The sequence below is a fragment of the Synechococcus sp. W60.3 genome (assembly GCF_047502615.1).
Taxonomy (GTDB): Bacteria; Cyanobacteriota; Cyanobacteriia; order Thermostichales; family Thermostichaceae; genus Thermostichus.
Map to the genome: position 1 here is coordinate 1 of NZ_JANSHJ010000081.1, position 1,206 is coordinate 1,206.

Genomic DNA, 1,206 nt, shown 5'->3' on the forward strand with positions numbered 1-1,206 from the left:
AAGAGGCGCTGTTGGGATCCTCGGGATAGCGGGCCATGGCCACCGTCCCTTCGGCAGCAAAGGGCAGGGCCGGCTCCACATCCCACAGGCCCAGTTGATCGAAGGTTTGGCCGTAGCGGGGCATTACCTCACCCTTGACCCGGATCTCCATGGGGATGGTGCGGACTCTGCCGGTGGCCGGATCCACATAGCCGTCGGCAGGGCCAGGGGGATCTCCAGCTTGCACTAGGAAGAATTTCTCCACTCGGTCAAAGGTCAGGCCATCGTAGAAGCCCCGCTGCACTAGGTCAGCGAAGTTGCCAGCAGTTATTGGAGCACTATAGCCATCCAGGGTGATCACCATGCGCCCGGCGGTGGTGTTCAGCTCCACTTCTGCCCGGCCCAGGAGCTGAGGCTTGTCGGCGTACTCATCAGGTACCTCGTAGGGGAAGGCCCCCACCCAGTTGTTCTCCAGGGATCCCAAGTCGTCTATGAGGCGGTCGTAGGCGGCGCGGGCTTCCTCCTTGCCCTTGGATTTGCGCTCCGTGGCCTGGCTGATGAGCTGCAACTCCTGGCGTAGGGCGGCTATTGCTTCAGAGGCGGCGGCAGCCTGCTCGGGGGGCAACTCCGCCAGCAGGGGATCCGCATAGCGATCCAGGAGCCGCTCCACCTGGCGCACATCCCCCCGCACCGCCGACCAGCGGTTGTACTTCAGGTCCGCCTCGATCTTGGTAATAGCTTCATCGATTTCCCAAATCCGACTGTCCTGGATGGGCAGGGCCCGCCGCAAGAGAGTACGCGGATCGGTAATGGCATCCCCTTGGGGCAGCGCCAGCGCCGGGATCCCCCAGAGCGCCACCCCGCAGAGCAGAGCAGCTACGTAGAGGCCAATCCGGCAAAGGGATCCCCATTGCCAAAATCCTTGGGCACGCTGCGTCATGGTTCCTACCGACTGCAAAACCACTCCTGTCTCAGCCTGACATCCCACCGTCACAGGCGGCAAGCGCTGTCAAACCTCGATAGATATCTCCACGACTGGCGTGCTCCACCTGGGGGAAAGCCGTTATCGCTACGCAACGCTTTTGCAACCGCGATAGCAAAGACGGAGTTCTCAGAGGGCATGACTACACGGCTCTCCTACCTAGGAACGGTGACCTCGAAGCGGACGACACCGGCTGAGCCAGAACTGCCTCCCCCCACATTCACCACCACCACACCGTTGGGGTT

Annotated in this window: 1 protein-coding gene; it reads right to left on the reverse strand. The window is 62.2% G+C overall.

The features are described from left to right. A partial coding sequence (locus tag NW846_RS12565; RefSeq protein ID WP_414516208.1) for a peptidylprolyl isomerase occupies positions 1 to 919 on the reverse strand: 919 nt, incomplete at its 3' end. Positions 920 to 1,206 lie beyond the last annotated feature (287 nt).